The organism is Burkholderia aenigmatica (assembly GCF_048627025.1).
Lineage (GTDB): Bacteria > Pseudomonadota > Gammaproteobacteria > Burkholderiales > Burkholderiaceae > Burkholderia > Burkholderia aenigmatica.
The window spans coordinates 3,221,274-3,239,997 of the sequence record NZ_CP184469.1; the positions used below are offsets into that span (position 1 = coordinate 3,221,274).

Annotated in this window: 17 protein-coding genes; 8 read left to right on the forward strand and 9 right to left on the reverse strand. The window is 69.3% G+C overall.

What is annotated here, in order from left to right:
* Positions 1–5: 5 nt before the first annotated feature.
* From ACN8ZM_RS31540 to ACN8ZM_RS31555, 4 genes are all read right to left on the reverse strand, one after another.
* On the reverse strand, positions 6–1,058 hold the full coding sequence (locus ACN8ZM_RS31540) for a porin (protein ID WP_420211738.1): 1,053 nt from the start codon (positions 1,056–1,058) through the stop codon (positions 6–8).
* 85 nt (positions 1,059–1,143) lie between these two features.
* Positions 1,144–1,944: an enoyl-CoA hydratase/isomerase family protein gene (locus tag ACN8ZM_RS31545; RefSeq protein ID WP_420211739.1), complete on the reverse strand. Its 801-nt coding sequence runs from the start codon at positions 1,942–1,944 to the stop codon at positions 1,144–1,146.
* Complete coding sequence (locus ACN8ZM_RS31550) at positions 1,941–3,161, reverse strand: CaiB/BaiF CoA transferase family protein (RefSeq protein ID WP_420211740.1); 1,221 nt, start codon at positions 3,159–3,161, stop codon at positions 1,941–1,943. The genes ACN8ZM_RS31545 and ACN8ZM_RS31550 overlap by 4 nt, the downstream gene beginning before the upstream one ends.
* 64 nt (positions 3,162–3,225) lie before the next feature.
* Positions 3,226–4,008 carry a crotonase/enoyl-CoA hydratase family protein gene (locus tag ACN8ZM_RS31555; protein WP_420211741.1) on the reverse strand — a complete coding sequence of 261 codons (783 nt, stop codon included), beginning with the start codon at positions 4,006–4,008 and terminating at the stop codon, positions 3,226–3,228.
* A gap of 134 nt (positions 4,009–4,142) precedes the next feature.
* Between ACN8ZM_RS31555 and ACN8ZM_RS31560 the strand changes: the two genes are divergently transcribed.
* A complete protein-coding gene (locus ACN8ZM_RS31560; protein ID WP_420211742.1) occupies positions 4,143–4,910 on the forward strand; it encodes an IclR family transcriptional regulator in 768 nt (255 codons plus the stop codon).
* An 86-nt stretch (positions 4,911–4,996) separates the two neighbouring features.
* On the forward strand, positions 4,997–6,049 hold the full coding sequence (locus tag ACN8ZM_RS31565) for a CaiB/BaiF CoA transferase family protein (protein ID WP_420211743.1): 1,053 nt from the start codon (positions 4,997–4,999) through the stop codon (positions 6,047–6,049).
* A gap of 22 nt (positions 6,050–6,071) precedes the next feature.
* Here ACN8ZM_RS31565 and ACN8ZM_RS31570 read toward each other — a convergent pair whose 3' ends face one another.
* Positions 6,072–6,515, reverse strand: coding sequence for a PaaI family thioesterase (locus ACN8ZM_RS31570; protein WP_011353771.1), 444 nt, complete (start codon positions 6,513–6,515; stop codon positions 6,072–6,074).
* 268 nt (positions 6,516–6,783) lie between these two features.
* Here ACN8ZM_RS31570 and ACN8ZM_RS31575 point away from each other — a divergent pair, with 268 nt between their 5' ends.
* A complete protein-coding gene (locus ACN8ZM_RS31575; RefSeq protein ID WP_089451648.1) occupies positions 6,784–8,403 on the forward strand; it encodes a methyl-accepting chemotaxis protein in 1,620 nt (539 codons plus the stop codon).
* On the opposite strand, the gene ACN8ZM_RS31580 is transcribed toward ACN8ZM_RS31575, so the two are convergent.
* Positions 8,376–9,485 carry an AGE family epimerase/isomerase gene (locus tag ACN8ZM_RS31580; protein WP_043181137.1) on the reverse strand — a complete coding sequence of 370 codons (1,110 nt, stop codon included), beginning with the start codon at positions 9,483–9,485 and terminating at the stop codon, positions 8,376–8,378. The two genes, ACN8ZM_RS31575 and ACN8ZM_RS31580, sit on opposite strands and share 28 nt — an antisense overlap.
* A 114-nt stretch (positions 9,486–9,599) precedes the next feature.
* On the opposite strand from ACN8ZM_RS31580, the gene ACN8ZM_RS31585 reads away from it, so the two are divergent.
* From ACN8ZM_RS31585 to ACN8ZM_RS31600, 4 genes are all read left to right on the forward strand, one after another.
* The gene (locus ACN8ZM_RS31585) at positions 9,600–10,298 is read left to right on the forward strand and encodes an MgtC/SapB family protein (protein ID WP_043181134.1); all 699 of its coding nucleotides are present in this window, start codon (positions 9,600–9,602) and stop codon (positions 10,296–10,298) included.
* A 92-nt stretch (positions 10,299–10,390) separates the two neighbouring features.
* Positions 10,391–11,773, forward strand: coding sequence for a flagellar hook-length control protein FliK (locus tag ACN8ZM_RS31590; RefSeq protein ID WP_420211744.1), 1,383 nt, complete (start codon positions 10,391–10,393; stop codon positions 11,771–11,773).
* 175 nt (positions 11,774–11,948) lie between these two features.
* Complete coding sequence (locus ACN8ZM_RS31595) at positions 11,949–12,104, forward strand: hypothetical protein (protein ID WP_006481665.1); 156 nt, start codon at positions 11,949–11,951, stop codon at positions 12,102–12,104.
* A 183-nt stretch (positions 12,105–12,287) separates the two neighbouring features.
* The gene (locus ACN8ZM_RS31600; protein WP_420211745.1) at positions 12,288–12,767 is read left to right on the forward strand and encodes a GNAT family N-acetyltransferase; all 480 of its coding nucleotides are present in this window, start codon (positions 12,288–12,290) and stop codon (positions 12,765–12,767) included.
* 208 nt (positions 12,768–12,975) lie between these two features.
* Here ACN8ZM_RS31600 and ACN8ZM_RS31605 read toward each other — a convergent pair whose 3' ends face one another.
* The 3 genes from ACN8ZM_RS31605 to ACN8ZM_RS31615 all read right to left on the reverse strand — a co-directional run bounded on the left by ACN8ZM_RS31605 (position 12,976) and on the right by ACN8ZM_RS31615 (position 16,870).
* Positions 12,976–16,056: a heavy metal translocating P-type ATPase gene (locus ACN8ZM_RS31605; protein WP_420211746.1), complete on the reverse strand. Its 3,081-nt coding sequence runs from the start codon at positions 16,054–16,056 to the stop codon at positions 12,976–12,978.
* 215 nt (positions 16,057–16,271) lie between these two features.
* A complete protein-coding gene (locus ACN8ZM_RS31610; protein ID WP_175025031.1) occupies positions 16,272–16,595 on the reverse strand; it encodes a type II toxin-antitoxin system HicB family antitoxin in 324 nt (107 codons plus the stop codon).
* The gene (locus ACN8ZM_RS31615; protein WP_420211747.1) at positions 16,592–16,870 is read right to left on the reverse strand and encodes a toxin HicA; all 279 of its coding nucleotides are present in this window, start codon (positions 16,868–16,870) and stop codon (positions 16,592–16,594) included. The genes ACN8ZM_RS31610 and ACN8ZM_RS31615 overlap by 4 nt, the downstream gene beginning before the upstream one ends.
* Before the next feature lie 313 nt (positions 16,871–17,183).
* Between ACN8ZM_RS31615 and ACN8ZM_RS31620 the strand changes: the two genes are divergently transcribed.
* Positions 17,184–18,620 (forward strand): DUF1254 domain-containing protein, encoded by a 1,437-nt coding sequence (locus ACN8ZM_RS31620; protein ID WP_420211748.1) that lies wholly within the window; start codon positions 17,184–17,186, stop codon positions 18,618–18,620.
* Positions 18,621–18,724: the final 104 nt, after the last annotated feature.

Here is an 18,724-nt window from a genome sequence, read left to right on the forward strand (position 1 = left end):
CTCCGTCAGAAGCGGTGAACGAGGCCGAGCGCGAACACCTGCTCGGTGCCGCCCGGTTGCGGCTGCAGGCCGACGACGACCGTGTTGCGGGCGTCGCCGCCGTTCTTCATGTAGAGATAGCGTGCGTAGAGCGACGTCCGCTTCGACAGCGGGTGGTCGTACCCGATGCCGAGCGCGGTCGCGTCGTTCGCCGAGCCTTTCACGTCGCGGCGTACGATCGAGACGAGCACGCGATCGAGCGCGCCGACGTTGATCGACGCGCCGGCACTTGCGGTCGAGAACGCAGGCAGGTTGCGCGCCGTGCTGACGCCATAGAGAAACGCGGCGTACAGCTTGACGCGCGCGAATGCATAGTTGGCGGCGAACACGTAGTGGCGGGTCGTCGACGGGGAGACGACGGGCGACAGGTTGCCGGCCGACGTGTCGCCCTGGAAGCCGGCGCCGACGTAGAGCCCGCCGATCCGGTACTGGAGCCCCGCGCCGTAGTTGCGTCCGGCCTGCGTGGACAGCGCGTTCGGCGTCGGGAAGCCGTACGTGGCCATCACGCGCAGGCCGTTCCAGTCGGGGCTCAGGTACGACGCCGCCTGGTTGAAGCGCGGAATCGGCGGCGTCGTGTTGGCGGTGATCGTGTCCGTCGACGTCGCGAGCAGCGCGAGCGGCGACAGTCGTTCGTTGAGCCCGAACGGATCGCCGTCATAGACGATGTAGAACGACGGCGTGTATTGCCGGCCGAGCCGGAGGTCGCCGTAGCGCGTGTTCTGCAGCGCGACATAGGCCTGCCGGTAGAACAGCGCGCCGCCCTGGAACGACCCGTCGGCCGGCGAGAAGCCGCTTTCCAGCACGAACTTCGTCGACGTGCCGCCGCCGAGATCCTCGACGCCCGTCAGCCCGAACCGGCTCGTCGACGAGCCGCCGCCGCTTTGCCGCACGCTCGACAGGCTGCCGATGCGATCGAATTCGACGTAGCTGTCGACGATCCCGTACAGCGTGACCGACGACGCGTGCGCCGATGTGGCGCATAGCACGCACGCGCCGACCAGGAATGCTTTCCGTTGCATGAAGGTGTCTCCGTTCCATGTCTTTTTTCGCGCGCCCGCGTTCTGGGAGCGGTTGCGCGCGTGATGCCGCCGTGTCGCGTCGGGCTCAGCGCCCCTTGAATGCCGGCTTGCGCTTCTCGAGGAACGCGCGGGCGCCCTCGATCCGGTCTTCGCTCGCATAGACGTCGGGGCCGACGTCCAGCCGCAGCGCGACGGCCACCGGCAGCCCCTGGCTGCGGGTCGCGGTTTCCTTGATGCGGCGGATCGTGAGCGGCGCGTTCCCGGCGATCGTCTGCGCGAGTTCGCGCACGGTGTCGTCGAGTGCGGCGCCGGGGACGACGCGGTTCAGCAACCCGGCGCGCTGCGCCTCGTCCACGTCGAAGCGGCGGCCCGTGAACAGCAGCTCCATCGCGATCGCGCGCGGCAGCAAGCGCGGCAGCAGCACGCTCGCGAAGTTCGCGCCCATGCCGACGCGCGCTTCGGGCAATGCGAAGGTCGCGTGGTCGGCGGCGATCCGCAGGTCGCACGCGAGCGCGATCTCGAAGCCGCCGCCGATCGCGTAGCCGTTGATCGCCGCGATGGTCGGCTTGCGCAGCTCGAGGATCAGCTCGTGCACGTTGCGCGCGAGCCCGCGCATCGGCTGCATGCCGCGCATCTCGGGATCGCCGAGATCGACGCCCGCGCAGTACGCGCGTTCGCCCGCGCCGCGGATCACTATGACGCGGATTGACGGGTCGTCGTCGAGCGTGACGAGTTCGTCGCACAGCCGCCGGATGGCTTCGGCGGACAGCGCATTGGCGACGTGCGGACGATGGATCGTCAGCCACGCGATGCCGCTGTCGTCGTTGCGCAGGATCGACGGGGCGTCGTCGCCCGTCAGCGAAGAGAACGAGCCGGATGGGGTCATGACGCGCTCCCGGTGGCGTCTGCACGCGTGTCGTGGAGCACACCCGCTTGCCGCAGCGCGTCCCGGCGCGCCGCGTCGATGCCGAGCGCGTCGAGCACGGCGTCGGTGTCGGCGGCGAACAGCTGGGGCGGCCGGCGTATCGATCCGGGCGTGCGGGAGAGTTTGGCGGGGACGCCCGCGCCGGTGTACGTGTCGGTCTTGACGAACATCGCGTTGTGCGCGGCTTGCGGATGGCCGAACGCATCGGCGACGGTGTTCACCGGGCCCGTCGCGACGCCGGCATTCAGCAGCCGCTCGACGATGTCGTCGGCATGCAGTTCGCCAGTCAGCTGGCCGAGCAGCGTATCGAGCGCATCGCGATGCGCGACGCGCTTCGCGTTGGTCGTGAACCGTGGATCGCGCGCCAGCTCGGGCACGCCGAGCGCTTCGACGAGCCGCGCGAACGTGCGGTTGTTGCCGGCGCCGGTCGAGATCGGCTTGTCCTTGCACGGATAGACGCCGTACGGCGCGATCGCGGCATACACGTTGCCGGTCGCGACGGGTACGTCGCCGGTCGCCATCCAGGTCGTGCTGACCGGATGCAGCATCGACAGCGCGGTGCTGAATAGGTCGATGTCGACGTGCTGGCCGAGACCGGAGCGGGTCCGTTCGACCAGCGCGAGCAGGACGCTCGACACGGCACTCAGGCCCGCCGCGTAGTCGACGACCGGGAACGGCACCTTGAGCGGCATGCCGCCCGGTTCGCCGTTGATCGACATGAAGCCGGCGAGACCCTGCGCGACGGCGTCGTAGCCCGGAAACCGCGCCAGCGGGCCGTCGGTGCCGTATCCGGAGATCGAGCAGTGGACGAGGCGCGGGAAGCGCTCGCGCAGGCAGCCCTCGTAGCCGATGCCCCAGCGTTCGAGCGTGCCCTGCTTGAAGTTGTCGATCAGCACGTCGGCCGTGTCGAGCAGGCGGAACAGCACGTCGCGCCCGTCCGGATGCGACAGGTCGAGCGCGAGATTGCGCTTGTTGCGGTTGAGCCCCCAGTAGTAGCTGGAGATGCCGCTCGGCATCGCGGGCCCCCAGTCGCGCGTTTCGTCGCCTTGCGGCGGTTCGATCTTGATGACGTCCGCGCCGTGGTCGGCGAGCGTCTGCGCGCAGAATGGCCCCGCGTAGACGCGGCTCAGGTCGACCACGCGCACGCCTGCGAGTGCGCCTTCGGTACTGCTTGTCATGACGATGTTTCCTTCGATGTGGGATTCGGCGGGCCGGCACGCCGGCATGCGATGCGGCGCGGATTCAACCGCGCGCGGCGAACAGTGCGTTCACGGCTTCGCGGTGTTCGGGGGTGGCGTGCGCGAACGCCTGGTACGACGCCGACAGGTCGAGTAGCGTGTCGAGGCTCGCGTGGCGGCCTTCGCGCAGCAGCCGCTTGGTCAGGCGCAACGCGGTGCCCGAATGCCGGGCGATGCGGCCGGCCAGTTCAAGCGCGTGCGCAAGGAGGTCGCCATCGGGAACGACACGCGATACGAGCCCGCAGCGCAGCGCCGCCTGTGCGTCCAGCGCATCGCCCGTGAATGACATTTCCGCGGCGACGGCGGCGCCGACGATCTGCGGCAGGAACCACGCGCCGCCGTCACCGGGCACGAGGCCGAGGGCGATGAAGCTTTCGGCGAAGCGGGCGCGTTCGGCGGCGATGCGGATGTCGCACATGCACGCGAGATCGGTGCCGGCGCCGATGGCCGGGCCGTTGATCGCCGCGATGGCCGGCACTTCGAGGTGCTGGAACGCGTGCGCAATGCGCTGGATGCCGCGGCGATAGCGTGTCCGGATCGCGGTGAGGTCGTGCGGGTCCGATTCCATGAACGCACGCATCGCCTTCACGTTGCCGCCCGACGAGAACGTCGTGCCGGCACCGGTCAGGACCAGCACGCGGATCGATTCGTCGCGGTTCGCGTCGTCGCAGCATTCGGTCAGTGCGTCGATCGCATCGTTGTCCGAAATGGCGTTGCGTGTTTCCGGACGGTTCATCGTGACGGTCAGGATCGGTCCCTGCCGTTCACGGATCAGAAAGGCTGTCATGGTGTCTCCGAATGTTCCGTGCCGCGCGACTTCACGCCGCCGGCCGAAGCCTAGTATCGTCACGACGGTTGGCGGCGGGAAATTCCGTTCCACATACGTGGAAGGCTCGCCCGGTGGCGTGAGGAGACGGCGGGATGAGCGGAAACGTGGTCAAGAGCGCGGCGCGCGTGTTTGAAGTGCTGGAGCTGTTCAGCGCATTGCAGCGGCCGCTGAGCGTGCGGGAGATCTCGACGCGCTGCGGCTATCCGGGGTCGAGCGCGGCGGCGTTGCTGACCAGCATGAAGGCGCTCGGCTATCTCGCGTACGACGATGCCACCCATACGTATGCGCCCACGGCGCGGCTCGTCAATCTCGGTGAAGCGCTCGTCGATTCGACCGCAGGCAGCCGACGGTACTGGCATGCCGTCGCAAAGCGGCTGGCGGTCCGCACGCGCGAGGCCGTCGTGATCGCGGTGCAGAGCGACCTGTACGTGCAGTACATCGATGCGGTCGAGGGTGCGCATACGCTTCCGATCCAGTTCTACGCGCCGATCGGCACGCGTCGCGAGATCTGCATGTCGAGCCTCGGCTGGGCGCTGCTGAGTCTCCAGCCGGACAGCGTGATCCGCCGGCTCGTGTCGCGCAGCATCCGCCGGCTCGGCAAGACGGGCCGGACGATCGACGAAGATGTCGTGCTCGACAAGGTCGAACAGACGCGCCGGTTCGGCTACTCCTATTCGGCGCACACGGTCACGCAGGGCGCCGCGATGATCTCGATGGTGATCGCGGACGGCTGGAACGGCCTGCCGCTGGCCATGGGCGTGGCCGGGCCGGTCGAGCGGATCGAAGCGCAGCGCGACGCGATCGTGCGGGCGATGCGGGAGGTGCTGGCCGGGCAGGGGCCGGATGCCGCGGCGGGCTAGCCGGCTGAAGTTGGCGCGCGCAGGCATTCGCATAGAATCGGGAGGTTTCGTTGCTTCTGTCCCGGCTGCATTTCAGCGAGGTCGCCATGCCATTGAACACGCCGCTTTCCGGCATCCACATCATCGAATTCGAAGGGCTCGGCCCCGGCCCGCTTGCGGGCTGGATCCTCGCCGGGATGGGCGCGCGGATCACGCTGATCGCGCGCCCGGCCGGCCGCACGAGCGCGCCGGACGCGTTGAAGTCAGGCGACGGCGACTTGCTGCGCGAAGGCAAGACGATCGTCGAACTCGACCTGAAGTCGCCGGCCGGCCGCGACGCCGCGCTCGACCTGATCGCACAGGCCGATGCGCTGATCGAGGGCCTGCGGCCCGGCGTGATGGAGCGGCTCGGCCTCGGGCCTGACGATTGCGCACGCCGCCATCCGACGCTCGTGTACGGGCGGATGACCGGCTGGGGGCAGCACGGCCCGCTCGCAGCTGCGGCCGGACACGACCTGAATTACGTCGCGTTGACGGGGCTGTTGTCGCTATCGGCACCGCGCGACGGCCGGCCGGGGGTGCCGCCGACCGTCGTCGGCGATGCGGGCGGCGCGCTCGGGCTCGCGTTCGGGATCGTCTGTGCGCTGTTCGACGTGCGTGGCGGCGGGCCGGGGCGCGTGGTCGACGGTGCGATCGTCGACATCGTATCGATGCTCGGTTCGCTCGCGCTGTGGGCGCGCGCGAACGGGCAGCTCGACGGCGCGCAGCCGAGCCTCTTTCACGACGCGCCGTTCTACGACGTGTACCGCTGCGCGGATGGCGAATGCGTGACGATCGGCGCGCTGGAGCCGCCGTTTTATGCGCTGCTGGTCGAACGGCTCGGGCTGACCGACGTCGATCCGGCGTCGCAGTACGACCGCGCGCGCTGGCCTGCGCTGAAGGTGCGCTTCGCCGAGGTGTTCGCGCAGCAGCCGTCCGCGCACTGGCGCGCGCTGCTGGAGGGTACCGATGTGTGCTTTGCGCCGCTGCTGAGCGTGGCCGACGCGGCTACGCATCCGCACAACGCGGCACGCGGGATCTATCGGACGGATGAGAACGGCAACGTGCGGGCGCGCGTGGCGCCGCGGTTTTTGCCGCTGGCGGGGGGCGGGGCGGGTTAGCGCGAAACCGGCTGCCGCCCGCTCACGCCGTTTCCTCCGGCGCATCCGGCATCTTGCCGTCGCCAACGCGGTTGATCGTGCCCTGCGCGATCGCGACGAGCCGCTCGTGATCGCCGTCGATGACGAACACATGACACTGGCAGGTCGCCTGGTGCCGGCCCGCATAGACGAGCTTCGCGCGGGCGACGAGCGTGCCGTTCACGGCCGGCCGCAGGTAGTTGATCTTGTATTCGGCGGTGATCACGCGCGGGCCGAGCACGAGCGCGCCGGCGAACGTCAGCGCGTTGTCCGCGAGGTAGCTGATGACGCCGCCGTGCACGAAACCGTGCTGTTGCCGCAGTTCTTCGCGCACGGGCAGGCACAGCGACACCTCGTTGTCGCCGATATGCATCAGCTCCGTGCCCAGCAGCATGCTGAACGGTTGCGCACGCAATGCGCCGCGCGCGTGATCCGTGATGTCGGTCATCGACTTTCCTCGAAATGAGTGCCCGCTTGCGCTGAACTCTAGGAAGGGGGCTGCGGATAAGCAAGGAAATTCGTCCGCGTTTCGTGCGAATTCTGGTGCGATGCGACGCGATTATTGCGTCGAACGCCGTAGATTTCCCCGTTTGCGGGACATTCGGCGGGAATGCGCGGGCAACGCGCACTTCGTCACCGTCCGTTCCTAAAGTCCGACGAAGAAATGCCGCTAATGCCGGGGCATTGCCTCATCGTCCGCTTTCAGGAATTCCCCCATGTTCGGAAAAATCAAGCTCGCGTCGGGTCTGCTCGGCGTGTTGACCGTGTTCTGCCTCTTCCTGTTCGCGATCGAGGCGCTCGGTTTTTGGGCGCTCAAGTCGACGCGTAGCGGCGTCGACGATCTGTCGAACGTCGCGATCGCGCAGGTCGACGCGGCCAGCCAGGCGACCCAGCAGTTGCTCGACGCGCGTATCAACCTGTCGCGCGCCGGCACGCGGATGGTGCGCGGCGGCCCGAAGCCGGAAGACATCATCCGCCATGCCGGCGCTTCGCTCGCGGAGGCGGACAAGGCGTTCGCCGCGCTGACGGCCGCGCAGCCGGTCGACGATACCAACCGTGCGCGCGTCGCGGCGCTCGCCGAGCGCTATCGCGCGCTGCGCGGTGCGCTGGGCGAACTCGTGCAGTTCCTCGATGCCGACAACATCCAGGCCTTCCTCGACCAGCCGACGCAGAGCATCCAGGACGCCTATATCGCCGAGCTGCACCGCTTCACCGACTATGGCGGCGCATCGAGCCGCACGGCGCTCGACACGATCGACGGCGGCATGCTCTGGTTCAAGTCGGTCGGCATCGTGCTGCTGGTGGCGATGCTCGTCGCGAGTGCGGCGATCTACGCGGCCGCGCGGCGCGCGGTCGTCGCGCCGCTGGAGGAAGCCGGCCGCCATTTCGAGCGGATCGCGCAGGGCCGGCTCGATGAAGTCGTGCGGGCGGGCGGCGTGTTCGAGATCGACCGGATGCTGCGCGGCCTCGCCGCGATGCAGACGAGCATCGCGGGCACCGTGCGCACGGTGCGCCACGCGTCCGACGCGATCCACCTCGGCGCGGGCGAAATCGCGGGCGGCAACGCCGACCTGTCGGCGCGCACCGGTACGCAAGCCGCGTCGCTGGAGGAAACGGCCGCGAGCATGGAGGAACTGACGGCGACCGTCCGGCAGAACACCGACAGCGCACGCGCGGCGAGCGCGCTGGCTGATGCGGCGCTCGAGGCGACGAGCCACGGCGGCGGCGTGGTCGACAGCGTGATCGACCGGATGCGCGGCATCGCGCAGAGCTCGGGCCGGATCGCGGAGATCATCTCGGTGATCGACGGCATCGCGTTCCAGACCAACATCCTGGCGCTGAACGCGGCGGTGGAGGCCGCGCGGGCCGGCGAACAGGGGCGCGGCTTCGCGGTCGTCGCGGGCGAAGTGCGCTCGCTCGCGCAGCGTAGCGCGCAATCGGCGAAGGAGATCAAGGCGCTGATCGAGGATTCGGTCGCGCAGATCAACGGCGGCGCGGAGCTCGTCGAGCGCGCCGGCGAAGCGATGCGGACGGTGTCGACGTCGATCACGCGCGTCGTGCAGACGATGTCCGAGATCACGTCGGCGTCGGTCGAGCAGAGTGTCGGGATCGAGCAGGTGAACCAGGCCGTCACGCAGATGGATCAGCTCACGCAGCAGAACGCGGCGCTGGTGGAGGAGGTCGCGGCGGCGGCCGCGTCGCTGAACGACCAGACCGCGCACCTGATGCAGGCGGTGTCGGTGTTCGAACTCGGCGATGGACGCGCCGCACGCGGCGAACGCGCGGCGCCGTCGTTCGCCGAGACGGATTACGCGCCGGCGGGCAGCGCCGCGTAGGCGGTCGCGAGGTGGTAGGGCGTCGTCGACGGCATGTCGGCGCGCGACACCTGCCCGTCCGCCGTCTTGCACTCGAACCAGCCGCGCGGATGCAGAAAGCGCGCGGCGAAGCGCTCGATCTGCCGCGCGAGCGGCGCGGAGGCCGGCGTGCCGCCGTGCGTCGCGAGCGCGCGCAGGTACTCGGTTTGCGCCCAGATCCGCTGCGTGCCGTCGACGCACGCGCCTTGCGCGTCGAGCGCCGCGCAGACGCCGCCCGTCTGCGGATCGACGCCGTATTGCTCCGCGAACGCAAACGCGCGCGCCAGCGCGCCGGGGAGCCCGGTCTGCGCGAGCCGCGCACCGGCCGCATCGACCAGGTAGAACCATTCGAACTGATGGCCGGGCTCGAAACGGTTGTCGGCGGAGCCGAGCGGCAGCTCGGCCACGCAGCCGGTCGCCGGGTCGACGAACGTGTGCTCGATGGCCTGCGCGGTGCGCGCGAGCGCGTCGTCGAACGCCGCGTCGCCGAATGCATCGGCAGCCGCGAGCCACGCTTCGGTCAGGTGCATCAGCGGATTCTGCAGCGCACCGCTCCCGGATGACGAGAAGTCGGCGTGGCGCGCCGCATCGAGCCGCGCGTCGCCGGGGCGCGGCGCGAAGCGGTCCTGGATCAGCGCGGCGGTCTCCTCGGCCGCCTGGCGAGCGGCGGCGTCGCCCGACGCCGCATACCACGCGGCGCACGCGAACACGATGAATGCGTGCGTGTAGAGATCCTTGGTCGTGTCGAGCGGCGCGCCCTGCGCGTCGACGCTGTAGACCCAGCCGCCGTGGCGCGGGTCGCGAAAGCGCCGGCCCAGTGCGTCGAACAGCGTGGCCGCGTGCGCGGTGTCGCCGGCCTGCGCGAACACGAACAATTGCCGTGCGCAGGCCATTGCGCGATAACGGGTCACGGGCAGCGGCGCGTGGGTGGCCGGATCGACGGCTTCGAACGGCAACTGTAATGTCTGGTCGAACCCTGAACCTCGCCAGATCGGCAAGACGACGTGCGCGAAATGGTGGCGCAGCTGGGCGGCCTGGGCGGAAGCGGAGTCGGAAACGGACATGACGGGGTTGAGCGCTGGGTTCGAAACGTGTCGGCGCGGCCCGGAGGATCGGCGCGGCCGGGGCCAAGGATAAAACATTCCGCACGGCCGGCACCAAAAAAGGAGATAAATCGCATGCTGAGCAACCTGGAACTCGTGATGCGGCTCGTTCTCGCGGCGGCGCTGGGCAGCGTCATCGGCTTCGAGCGCGAGCGCCTGTCGTGGGCGGCCGGCCTGCGCACGCACATGCTTGTATGCGTCGGCTCGACGCTGATCATGATCGTGTCGGCGTTCGGGTTCGCCGACGTTCTCGGCAGTAGCGAGCACATCGTGCTCGATCCGTCGCGGATCGCCGCGCAGGTCGTGTCGGGCATCGGCTTCCTCGGCGCGGGGTCGATCCTGCTGCGCGGGGAGATCGTGCGTGGGCTGACGACCGCCGCGAGCCTGTGGTCGGTCGCGGCGATCGGCCTCGCGGTGGGCGGCGGGCTCTACGTCGCGTCGATTTCGGCGACGATCATCATCCTGATCATCCTGGCCGGCATCAAGCCGCTGGAGCGGCGCTACTTCACGGTGCGCCAGCGGCGCCAGCTCGCGCTGACGGTCGTGAGCGGCACGCTGAACTTCGATTCGCTGCACGCGGCGCTCGGCGCGGACAGCGCGCGCGTGAAGCAGTTCATCGTGCAGCGCGCCGACGACACGGGTGAGCACGACGAGGTGCGCATCGCACTCGCGCGGGTGTCGGAGCTCGAATACCAGGCGATCTGCGACAAGCTGCGCACGCTGAAGGGGGTGACGCGTTTCGAAGAGGGCAACGGGTTGTCGGGCGACGAATAGGCGGAATCGTCATCGGGGCATGCGACAATGACCGAGTACCGATTCCGTTCGACATCCGGTTCCGCGCTCGCGGGCCCTGCTATCCGATTTCCATGACCGAATCCGTTTCCTCGCCTCGCTCCCGCTCCCGTTCCAATCGTTCGTCGACCCGTTCCCGCCAGCGTTCGGCTGCTGCCGCGAGCAGTACGTCCGCGAGGGCGACGGCGCGGTCCGGCAGTGCGCCGGCCGGCGAGGGGGCGCGGGACGAACGGACGCTCGACCTGTTCGGCGATCCGGTGCTCGAGCCGGGTGAGCGCGCGGCGGTTGCGGCGCGCGACGAAGCGGGCGCGCAAGCCGATGCGGTGGTCGATATCGCGGACGACGTGGCCTCCGGGCGGCAGCCCGCGCTGGACGGGTTCGATGCGCGCGGGAGGGCGGCCGCGGCAGGGCATGCGGAAGCGGCTGACGGCGCGGTGACGCAGGAAGTCGCGACGGTGGTGCACGGTGTTTCGGTGCCTGAAGGTGGGGATGTCGCGAACGCTGATGTCGCGCCGGCTGCTGGCGGTGTTGCGGTGAAGGCAGTCGATGTTCCTCTGGCCGATGAGGTTGCAGCGAAGGCCGCCGATGTGTCTGCGGTCGACGGCGTCACGACGGTGACGACCGAACAGCAAGCGGCCGATGGTGCTGCGGCGAAGGCGATCGAATCGCAAGCGGCTGGCGGTGAAGTCGAGAAGGCTGTTGTCGACGCCACCACGGTCAAATCCCGCGCCGGGCGATCTTCCGGTGACGCCGTGAAAGAGCGTCGTGCATCGTCTGGCGGCAAACGCCGGGCGGCTGCCGGTACAAGCGACGCGACAGCGGTGCAAGTCGCGTCGGTCGTGACGAGCGTCGACACGGCGGCTGAATCGGGCGAGGCGGGCCCGGCACCGGAAGTGGTGTCGACGGTCGAGCCGCAGACGTCGGCGCAGCCGGCGAACACGGCGAACACCGCGAACACCGCGAACACCCATGACGCCGCACCGTCGGCCGATGCCAGCGTATCCCCGATGACGCAGCCGGTGGCTTCCTCTGCATCCTTCGTTACCAAGCCGTCGGCGGAACGCGCGCAGCCGGCCGCGCCAGCCTTCGATCCGGATACGCACCTGCGCCCGCTGACCGACCGGCTCGCTGCCCTGCAAGCCGACGTGGACGGGCTGACGCACGCGGCCGATCGCGAGATGCGTCGCGTCAACCGCCTGCTGCTGGCGTTGGCTGTCGTCGTGCTGGCCGGGCTCGTCGCGCTGGTGATGCAGACGCGGCAGATCGCGCACCTGAAGCAGGACGTGGCCACGAAGCAGCAGCGGATCGATCGCCTCACGGCCGATCTGTCGACACAACAGGCAACGCTGATGACGCTCGAGGAGCATCACGAAGCGCTGCTGTCGCAAGTCGACCGGCTGCAGCGCAACGCGAATCGCGAGGCGGCCGTCGCGAAGCGTGCTCGCCGCACGCGTTAATCGTTTCGACCCTATCCTGGGAGCTAGACGGAGCAAGGATCGCCGTTCTGCATCGGCGATCGGTCGTCGCGCGCATGCGGCAAACTGATGCGGCGCGCTGGCAGAGTTCAGGGAAAACCCTTAGAATGGAGTCCGTCCTAGGGAAAACCCTAGCCATATCTGTCAGGAGTCTCACATGAGCTTCATCCTCGCCCTGCTGCAAAAGATCGACGACCTGTTCGTGTCCCCGCACCTGCCGCTCGACGCCGAATACTCGTACGCTGCGCGTCGTGCCGAAGCCGAGCGCGTGCGCCGTGCGCACCTCGTGCCGATCGTCCTGTATCGTCGCTGATTCGCTGATTCGCTGATTCGCTGATTCGCTGATTCGCTGATTCGCTGATTCGCTGATTCGCTGATTCGCTGATTCGGCGCGGCGCCCGCCGCACCTGCCCGCCCGCTTTCCGCCGCCGCATCGCGCGCCGGCGCGACCGTCCCGCTACACTGGAAGTCCGATTCCGTTCACGGTGACCGGGCCATGCTGCAGATGCGGCCGATGACGGCCAGCGAATTCCACGCGTACCGCACGCGAGCCATCGACGGCTACGCGCGCGATCTCGTCTCATCCGGACAAAATGCTGTCGAAGACGCGACCAGCCGGGCGCGCTCCTGTTTCGACACGCTGCTGCCGGACGGCCTGCGTACTTCCGGCCAGACCCTCGTCGTGCTCATCGACGGCGCCAGCGGCGACGCGGTGGGCGACCTTTGGTACGCGATCGTGCCCGAAGGGCCGAACCGCACGCTGTTCATCTACGACCTCGACATCGCCCCGTCCCGGCGCCGCCAGGGCTGGGCCACACGCGCGCTCGAGGCGCTTGACGCCGAAGCACGTCAGTATGGCGTCACCGAGATCGGGCTGTCGGTGTTCAATCACAACGCGGCGGCCCGTGCGCTGTATCGCGCGTGCGGCTTCGTGCCGATCACGACGACCTTGATCAAGCCGGTCATTTCGGACTGAAGCCACAGGCCGGCACGGCGTCGTCATGCGCTGGCGATTCGACTCGCCGCGATCGGCCAACACCGGCCAACCCTCCCGCTTCTTCCGCCTGCCGAAAGCGCCGAACGGCCGTCAGGCCGTTCGGCACACGTCACCGGCACACGTCACCGGCACACGTCACCGGCACACGTCACCGGCACACGTCACCGGCACACGTCACCGGCACACGTCACCGCGCGCGACCCTTCCATCTCCGCAACAGCAACGCGTTGGTCACGACGCTGACGCTGGAAAACGCCATCGCCGCGCCCGCGATCACCGGGTTCAGCCAGCCGAGCGCCGCAAGCGGCACGCCGACCAGGTTGTAGACGAACGCCCAGAACAGGTTCTGCTGGATCTTCCGGTACGTGCGTCTGGAGATGTCGATCGCGTCGGCGACGAGCGCCGGATCGCCGCGCATCAGCGTGATGCCGGCCGTGTGCATTGCGACGTCCGTGCCGGTCGCCATCGCGATGCCGACATCGGCCGCGGCGAGCGCGGGCGCGTCGTTGATCCCGTCGCCCACCATCGCGACGATTCCGCTGTGCGTGCGCTTCAGTTCGGCGACGACGCGTGCCTTGTCGTCGGGCAGCACCTGAGCATGCACTTCGCCGATGCCGAGCGCCGCCGCGACGGCCGCCGCGCTGCCGCGGTTGTCGCCCGTCACGAGCACGCTCGCGATGCCGCGCGCCGACAGTGCCGCGATCGCGTCGCGGGCACTGGGCTTCACGGTGTCGCCGAAAGCGATCAGCGCGAGCAAGGCGCGCGGCGCATCGGCGCGCATCAGCCACGAGATCGTGTTGCCCGCGCGTTCGAGCTCTGCCGCGCGGGCGTCGAGCGCGGGCGGCACTGCGATGCCGAGTTCGTCGCGCCAGCGCGTGCTGCCGAGCGCGAGCAACTGCCCGCCGACGCGCGCTTCCACGCCGCGTCCGGCCACCGCGCGCGCATCGGCCGCGACGGCCGGCGGCACCGCATTGCCGCGCGCGGCAACGTCGGCGTCGTGCGCGGCGACCACGGCGCGCGCGAGCGGATGGTCGCTCTGGCGCTGCACCGCCGCCGCGAGCGCGAGCGCTTCGTCATGCGGCACGCCAACGGCTTCGAACGCCGTCACGGACGGCTTGCCTTCGGTCAGCGTGCCGGTCTTGTCGAACGCGATCACGGTCGCGCGCTGCGCGAGTTCGAGCGCTTGCGCATCCTTGATCAGCACGCCGTGCCGGGCCGCGACACCCGTACCGGCCATGATCGCGGCGGGCGTCGCGAGGCCGAGCGCGCACGGGCACGCGATGACGAGCACCGCGACCGCGTTGAGGATCGCGGTTTCCGTCCCGGCGCCGGCGATCAGCCAGCCGGCCAGCGTCAGCACCGCGATGCCGAGGATCGCCGGCACGAACACCTCGCTCACGCGATCGACGAGCCGCTGGATCGGCGCCTTCTCGGCCTGCGCGGATTCGACGAGGCGGATGATGCGCGCGAGCGTCGTCTCCGCGCCGATCGCGGTGGTTTCGACGACGAGCGCACCTTCACCGTTGATCGAGCCGGCCGTGACGGGGTCGCCGTCGTCCTTCGGCACCGGCAGGCTTTCGCCGGTGATCAGCGATTCGTCGATGTGCGAGCGGCCCGACACGATCCGGCCGTCGACGGGCACGCGTTCGCCGGGGCGGATGCTGACGCGGGTGCCGACGCGCACCTGCGCCAGCGGCACGTCGCGCTCGACGCCGTGCTCGACGACGCGCGCCCGGTCGGGCCGCAGCGCGTTCAGCGCGCGGATCGCGTCGGTGGTCTGGCGCTTCGCGCGCGATTCGAGCCATTTGCCGAAGCGCACCAGCGTGACGATGACGGCCGACGCCTCGAAATACAGGTGGCCGGGATGTGCGGGGTCGCGCAGCAGCATCCACAGGCTCAACCCGTACGCGGCCGACGTGCCGAGCGCGACGAGCAGGTCCATGTTGCCGGCGCGCGCCTTCACCGCATGCCAGGCGGCACGATAGAAGCGCGCGCCGAAGCCGAACTGGACGATCGATGCGAGCACGAGCTGGAGCCAGCCGTTCAGCATCAGGTCGATGCCGAACGGCGCGACGAGCATCGGCGCGACGAGCGGCGCGCTCAGCACGGCGGCCCCGATCACCAGGTTGCGTTCGCGAATCGCTTCGCGGCGCTTGCGCGCATCGGGGTCCTGCGCGGCGTTGGCCGGTTGCGCGTCAGCGCCGGCCGTGGCAACGGCCGATGACGCGGCGGCGAGCGACGCGCGGTAGCCGGCGGTGGTGACGGCGGCGATCAGCGTGGCGGCGTCGAGCGCGCCGGCGCCATGCACCGATGCGCGCTCGGTCGCGAGGTTGACGGAAGCGCGCGCGACGCCCGGCACGGCGGCCAGCGCCTTTTCGACGCGGCCGGCGCAGGACGCGCAGGTCATCCCGCCGATGTCGAGTTCGAGATCGGCGGAGGCCGTGGAGGCTGCCGGCGGGATGGCCGCGCCGGCAACCGGCGTCGCGCCATAGCCGGCTTGTGTCACGGCTTCGGCGAGCCGTGCGGCGGTCACGTCGGGTGTCGCGTCGATGGTGGCTCGCTCGGTCGCAAGGTTGACCGACGCGCGCGTGACGCCCGGCACCTTCGCCAGCGCCTTTTCGACACGCGACACGCAGGACGCGCAGGTCATCCCGTCGATGTCGAGTTCGATGCTGGCGGGCGCGGCAGGCGGGGAAGGGACGAACGTGGCGACGCCTGTATCCGTTATGGTCGGCGTTGCGCCGTAGCCGGCTTGTTTCACGGTTTCCACCAGTCGCGCAGCGGAAACGTCCGCCGTGGCATCGACGGTGGCGCGTTCGGTTGCCAGATTGACCGACGCACGCGTGACACCCGGCACCTTCGCCAGCGCCTTTTCGACCCGCGACACGCACGACGCACAGGTCATGCCGTCGATATCGAGTTCGATCGTGGTTTCAGCCGGAAGCGGCTGGCTCGTGGTCGAAACGGCTGTGGCCGCCGGTGCGGGCGACGCTTCGGCACGAGGCACGGGCACAGCGGTTTCGAGCGCCGGCTCGCGCACGGCCGCGCGGTAGCCGGCAGCGCCGACCGCATCGACGAGTTGCGCGGCGTCGATCGTTTCCTGCGCGGTCACGGTCGCCGAGTGGCCATCGAGATCGACCGTCGCGTCGACGACGCCCGGCACGGCGGCCAGCGCGCGCTGCACGCGGCCCGTGCAGCCGCCGCAATGCATGCCGTCGACGCTCAGTTCGATGGTTTGCAGTGCGGTGGAGGCGAGTGGTTCAGTCATGTCGGATTCCCCAAATGCGCGGTTCATGCCGCGAATGGTTCCAGTATCAACATTCCCATGATGGTAAGGTCAAGCGGCGATGACGATGTGACGCAGGTCGAGCGGATCGGTGCGAGGTCGTCGATGCACACAGGGTGCCACGGTCCCGAAAAGTCAGATGCCCGGCCTCCAGACGGAAAGCCGGGCAACTCATACTGGCGAGCGCGATGGCGCGGTCAGGCGCAGAGCTTGGCGCTCGCGAGACGATTCAGGCTGACGCCTTGTTCGGCGGCCTGGATCACCAGCGCGCGGTGCGCCTGCGGCGGGATGCGAACCTTGAATTCGCCGCTGTAGGTTCGGTCGGCGATCGGCTCGGGCACTTTCTCTCCGTTCGCGGTCAGGTCGCGCACGACCTCGGCGACGAGCCGGCGAATGCCGGCCAGCGCGCCTTCCGGTGTTCCGTCGAGCCACGAAAGAGATGGGAACTCCGCACACAGGCCGACGTGCTCCCCGTCCTCCGGGGACCACGTCACGCGGTACGTAAAGTGGTCTTGGTTCATGATTTCTGTTCCTTCAGCCGATCGATCGCGTCGAGAACCTGCCGCACCTGATCAGCCTTTGCTTTCCCTTGATCGTTCTGGATATTCACTCGGGGGTCGCCTTGCCACGGTGTCTTGAAAATGGCATGGCTGGAACCGGATTGGCGGGCCGGTCCGAAGTGCGCCTCGCAGACCTTGAACAGATCGTTGAATCGCACATTCGCGGGCTCGCATCTCATTTGCTCGAGGATCTTCCAATCGCGTGCCATACCGAATGGTGTCAATAATGACACCATTTTTCAATCCGGGCGGCGGTTCGATTCGCGTTCGGATCGAGCCCGCACAGGCCGAAACCGATGCGATCTCGCCCCGATTGATTGGGCAGCTCGGACGAAATATCGGCGGCGTCCCCATGCCGCAGCTAGGCCCCGCCTGTTATTCGGCATATTGGGGGATGCCCTTAGGCGCTATGATACCGGCGCTGACATCAGCGCCCACCGTAGCGAAACGTGACGAAACGGCCATCCGGGCGGGCTGAGGTGCCCGGGTTCGCCGTTTTCGAGCCGAACCGGGCGTTGACTGAAAAGAAAGAATATTCGGCCAGAATCGATGATTGAAAACCTACGAGAATCCGTGGCTCTGCGGCGCGCGTGCGTGCCGCTGGCCATGGCGGCGCTGCTGGCGGGGTGCGCGTCGCAACCGGATGCGATCCAGCGGAAAACCGGCTGGATGCGCGCGGAAGTCGCCGACTCCTATGTTTATGCGTATCCGCTCGTGCTGATGGACGTCGCGAAGGAAGCGGCGACGGGCGGCGACGGCGCGCAACCGGGGCAGGCGCCCCTCAACACGCTGCGCCACGCGCAGGCGCTGCCGCCCGTCGGCGCGGTCAATCCGCCGCTGCCGGGCGTCGACACGCTCGACTCGACCGGCTGGCTCGACGTCGCCGCCGAACCCGTGATCGTCACGCTGCCCGACACGCGCGGCCGCTACTGGGACGCGCGTGCGCTCGACATGTGGACCAACGTGCTGTGGTCGGGGCCGAGCGTGGCGGCACGCGGTGTCCGCGGCGGCGCGCGATCGCAAACGATTGCCTTCGCCGCAAAGGACTGGCAGGGCACGCTGCCGAAGGGCGCGGTCCGGATCGACGTCCCGTCGGCCAACGCGTGGCTCGAAGTCCGGCTGCAGACGAGCGGCGGGCGCGACCTGACGAACGTGAAGAAACTGCAGCGCGCGATCCGCGTGGTGCCGCTGTCGGTCTACACGGGCGCCGCGCGCGGCGCGTCGGTCGCGGTCCATGCGGGCAGCGCGCCGTCCGAAGCGGTGGGCGGCGGCACGCCGGCCGAGCAGGTGGCCGCGCTCGACCCGAAGGCGTTCTTCACGCGCTTCGCGCAGGCGCTGCAGGACAACCCGGCACCGGCCGACGACGCGCACGCGCAGGCGTTGCTCGGCGACATCGGCGTGTCGCCCGGCTACCCGGTACTGTGGACGGGCGACCGCCTGGCGGCCGCGACGGCCGGCGTGGCCGAGGCGCGCGCGCGGCTGGCGACGCCGCCGTCGAACCTGCTGAACGCGAACGGCTGGAGCTGGATCGGCGATACGGCCGGCAAGTACGGCCAGGATTACACGCTGCGCGCGTACGCGGCCTACACGCAATTCGGCACCGCGACGCGCGACGACGAAACGCTCGCGGTCGTCCGCGTCGACAGCGATGGCCATCCGCTGAACGGTGCGAACCGCTACATGCTGCATTTCGCGCCGGGCGCGCTGCCGCCGGTGCGCGCGTTCTGGACGCTCACGCCCTATTCGACGAACGGCGCGCTGCCCGACGTCGGATCGGCGCGCCGCTCGCTCGGCGATCGCGACCGGCTGCGCCGCAACCACGACGGCTCGATCGACATCGTCGTGTCGGCGTCGCCGGGCGGCACGCACGCGGCCAACTGGCTGCCGGCGCCGCGCGCCGATTTCGCACTCGCATTGCGCCTGTACGCCCCGAAGCCGCAGGCGAGCGACGGGTCGTGGATGCCGCCCGTGATCGTCCGGAAATGAACGGATGACCGGCGGCGTTGTCCGACCGGCGGGCGCGACGGCGCCCGAACCCCGTACCGTCACCTCCTGAGCCTATACTTTCGGGATAGCGTGCGCGGCCGCCC